Origin of the sequence: Moorena sp. SIO3H5, assembly GCF_010692395.1 — a bacterium.
In the GTDB taxonomy this organism is placed as follows: Bacteria; Cyanobacteriota; Cyanobacteriia; order Cyanobacteriales; family Coleofasciculaceae; genus Moorena.
On record NZ_JAAHHS010000566.1, the window covers coordinates 1 to 3893 of the forward strand.

The window sequence follows — 3893 nt, forward strand, 5'->3', positions numbered from 1 at the left end:
ACCGGGATTCTATCCTTTAGTGCAGTAACTAGCCAAGCTGGTCAAAGTAAGTTCTTAGCATCAGGTAACTCTACCGCAACCGCTCAGGTTGAATCTGTAGACAATCAAGACCTACTGGCAGCAGCAGCGATTCCCAGCAGTGAATTACCACCAGCCCTAGAGAACAATACCGTATTTCGTGCGATCGCAAGCGGTGGTTTCTTTGGTCAAACGCTTGAAACCCGTCTGCTCAACAATGGACAAGTGATTCAGCAGTACATACGGATCAATGGGAATAGCACTCCCACCGAGATTGCTCGCATTTCCCCTCAAGATGTCAAAGACTTTAAAGAGTTTCTCAACAAAGAGGTAGACTTTGGTCAGTTTGATCAGCTCAGTTACCCTGCTCCTATTGGTGCCGCTGATTATATCAGTGTTACTCTGACCAGCAATGCTGGTACCACACGTTATGCCGATATTGGTAGTAATCAGCTCCCGGAAGCTTTGCAGCAAGTGATTCAGAATTGGAAGACTATTGCTAGTAGTAAGTGAGGTGTCAGCGGTCAGCTGTGGAACAGGCTTCCAGCCTGTGAGCTAACTCCTCAAGTAGGGTGGAACAGGCTTCCAGCCTGTGAGCTAACTCCTCAAGTAGAGTGGAACAGGCTTCCAGCCTGTGAGCTAACTCCTCAAGTAGGGTGGAACAGGCTTCCAGCCTGTGAGCTAACTCCTCAAGTAGAGTGGAACAGGCTTCCAGCCTGTGAGCTAACTCCTCAAGTAGAGTGGAACAGGCTTCCAGCCTGTGACCTAACCCATAACCTGATTACTGATAGCTGAAAGCTGATCGCTAATCCCTCCCTACTCCATCTCCTCAGATTCTCCCTCTATATCCTGCCCAATATCAAATACAATAATAAATTTACCATCAGGCATTAACCGCTTCAGAGCCTGCATGTGACCTTCTGCATCCGAGCGATTGCGGAAACGACCAACAAGTACTCGTTGCATCATGGGCAATAACCTAACCACCGCCCATGGATAAAGGCGTTGAGAATACGACATAATATTAAGTTATCTCCTTAACTGGGGGACGAGAGCCAGCCTTCCGTGTGACTTCTGTAGGCTGGCTCTTACCGTGGGCGCTAAAACGTTCCACGGTAATTTTATTATAGCACAAATAATTTTATATTATAACATATTTTGAAAATTTTTGTTACAAGCTTTTATTGCCAATTTTCCTTTTATCCTATATACTAGTAATATCGGAATAGTTAAAGACACTCCACTCATGAACAAGTGCGTTGGAACTACTGAAGCAGCATCTCTATTAGGAATTTCTTCTCGACGATTGCGCCAACTCCTAGAGAAGGGTCGGGTGCGGGGTGCCTATAAAACTGGGAAATTCTGGATTATTCCTCTGTTCAACTATTTGCCACAAATAACTAAAGGGTCTCGTGGACCAAAAGGAAAATGGCGTACTAGTCGTCCCCCTGCATTAGCGAAGATTAATGTCAACCGTAATCACATTGGCTCGAATATCAAGAAAAGTCCCAAAGACCGGAAGCCAGTGATTTCAGTAAAACGAAGTGGTAACAATCTCTACGGCAATGAAGTGGAAATCCTTGGGCCTTGTAAGATTGTCTATAATCCCGATCATCCATTGGACTGTGGCGCTCGTTTGTGGATCGAAACTTTCAGTGATATTCACTTCATTGGTGGAAGTTTTCCGGCTAGTCGCTGAGGGGTCAAAGGCTTTCGACTATTCAAAATTATCAATTGAATTATTGGGCGCTGGAGCACTTAAAGATTAATACTTAGCCTGCTTGATTTGCTCTAGAAACTTGGGGTATCAGTTTGCTAAGCAGAATAACTTGCACCAGAAATAACCCAGCATGATATCCAACACAGTCTAATCTAAACTCTATGATGGCGGCAAGAATATCAGCTACTTGTTCTGGAGTGTATTTTGAGCGTGCTATTGATGTCAGTAATCAGGAATATTGATTTTTATCTGGGAATATCCCTAGGTCTAAGCACATAAACAAACTCGCTGCGATCGCAAAAACTCACACCCAGAACCAGGGTTACCTAGTACCAGTACCAATATAAACCAGCTATATAGTATTCACATAGGATTGCGTCCTGGAACCTTTCCCTAGTCGAAAAAGTCAAATTGCTAATATAGCAATCCTGAATAATTATATGCCAAGGGTTTTGGTCAATTTATTCCATGCGACGGAACCACTGCCATCATTTATAAAATTTAACAAATCTGAAATATTTGCTGGGCAAGGATCATAGCAATTACTAATTCCACTATATTTCAAGAATCAAATAGTATTCTTATATGATGATATAATATTATATATATATCTAGACTACACAAAGACTATTAATGTCTCAGATATCTGAGGGGGATGACATGCAAGCTTAAATCCTTACTGGGCAATAATTTAAGCCCATAAGTTACAAAAAGAGACATTCTGTTTTGCGCGCTTCATTGAACCTAGTTATAAGCGTTTGAGCTTCCAGAAAATGAATCGAGGGTTAATTTGGGACTGTATCTTCCATAAGCTCATTGGCATCAAAGCCTTATATAATGAGATTTTTAGGGCTCATGTCACCCCTCAGGTGAGATATATTACAGTTACAATCGTTGGCTTTAATTTTCGTAAAAATTAATTCCAGGAGAAAATATCCATGCCATCTAGTACCCGTAAGACTAAAAAAAACTGGACATCTAAAATAATGCTTGGTGCAACTGTCCTAAGTGCAATTGCGGCAGGTATTGCATCTGTTGTTGGTCAGGGGGGAATACCTGGACTATTCAGCGATAAAAGCCTTACCCATGCACAACAAACTATCAACGGGAATGGGAATATTCAAATTGATGGAAACGGAAATGGAGTAACTAGCAAATATATCAAAGAAGAAAAAAATACAACTAACAACGATAAGCCATTAACCATCAACAAAAATCGGGAAACAAAAAGCGATATAAGTGTTACCCAATCACAACAACAATCACAACAACAATCACAACAACAATCACAACAAATTATCAACGGGAATGGGAATATTCAAATTGATGGAGACGAAAATAAAGTAGATAGCGAGTATACAGAGAAAGTAGAAAATACAACTAACAACGACAAGCCAGTAATCATCAATCAAAACGGGGATGTAAACAACGAAACAAACTGCGAAGGAGAACAAACTAATTGTGGTAGTGGAGGTATATTTATAAATTATTAGGCTTTAGCATTTTGGTAGAGGGTAAGCTCCATAAAAAATGACTATGTGCATTGGCTAGATATAGGTTGATTGTGGCTCGAAACCCCTATGATTTCCTATAACTGTACTTGCAATAGAGTTTATTGATTGAGAATAGCGTGGTCTTTTTATGAATAAGCATATGCTTATATATTCTTGCGCTTACCCTGGATCGCATACAAGACTGACTGTAGGTAAAACTCTTCCACTTGTTCCTAAGTTAGGTTATGTGTGATTGCATTTCCTGCTCACATTTATATGCGACGATCCCATGCATAGATTGACTGTAGCCTAAACTATTCTGCTTGTTCCAAAGTTAGGTTATTTGCGATTGACGTTTGGTCACGCTACGCGAGTCACACTAAGCTTTTGCCCTTGAGCGATCGCATTTCCCAATCACAGTTAAATGTGATTGACATGCAGGTCACGCTACGCGAGTCAGGCAAAGCTTCCGCGCTTATGCGATCGCCTTTGGCGCGGCTTCGCCGATCGCACTCCCAATTTTTCAACTATTCCGATATTGACGCAGTCGCTCATAGTGGACACCACACCACTTCACTTGCTCTACACTCTCTCCACACTTACCACACTTTAGCTACTTTCATCCCTATTCCCTGTTCCCTCGCTCCAAAGTTAGGTTATTT

General features: G+C 41.6%; 4 protein-coding genes and 1 pseudogene. 4 read left to right on the top strand and 1 reads right to left on the bottom strand.

Features of this window, described 5'->3' with window-relative positions:
* A pseudogene (locus F6K52_RS33595) lies at positions 1 to 531 on the top strand (hypothetical protein); the annotation flags it as partial.
* Positions 532 to 834: 303 nt separating this feature from the next.
* On the opposite strand, the gene F6K52_RS33600 reads toward F6K52_RS33595, so the two are convergent.
* Positions 835 to 1038, bottom strand: coding sequence for a hypothetical protein (locus tag F6K52_RS33600; protein WP_293089062.1), 204 nt, complete (start codon positions 1036 to 1038; stop codon positions 835 to 837).
* 226 nt (positions 1039 to 1264) lie between these two features.
* On the opposite strand from F6K52_RS33600, the gene F6K52_RS33605 reads away from it, so the two are divergent.
* The 3 genes from F6K52_RS33605 to F6K52_RS33615 all read left to right on the top strand — a co-directional run.
* Positions 1265 to 1717 (top strand): DNA-binding protein, encoded by a 453-nt coding sequence (locus tag F6K52_RS33605; protein WP_293089065.1) that lies wholly within the window; start codon positions 1265 to 1267, stop codon positions 1715 to 1717.
* A 959-nt stretch (positions 1718 to 2676) separates the two neighbouring features.
* Positions 2677 to 3231, top strand: coding sequence for a hypothetical protein (locus F6K52_RS33610; protein WP_293089068.1), 555 nt, complete (start codon positions 2677 to 2679; stop codon positions 3229 to 3231).
* A gap of 393 nt (positions 3232 to 3624) precedes the next feature.
* The coding region (locus F6K52_RS33615; RefSeq protein ID WP_293089097.1) for a hypothetical protein at positions 3625 to 3893 on the top strand (269 nt) is incomplete at its 3' end.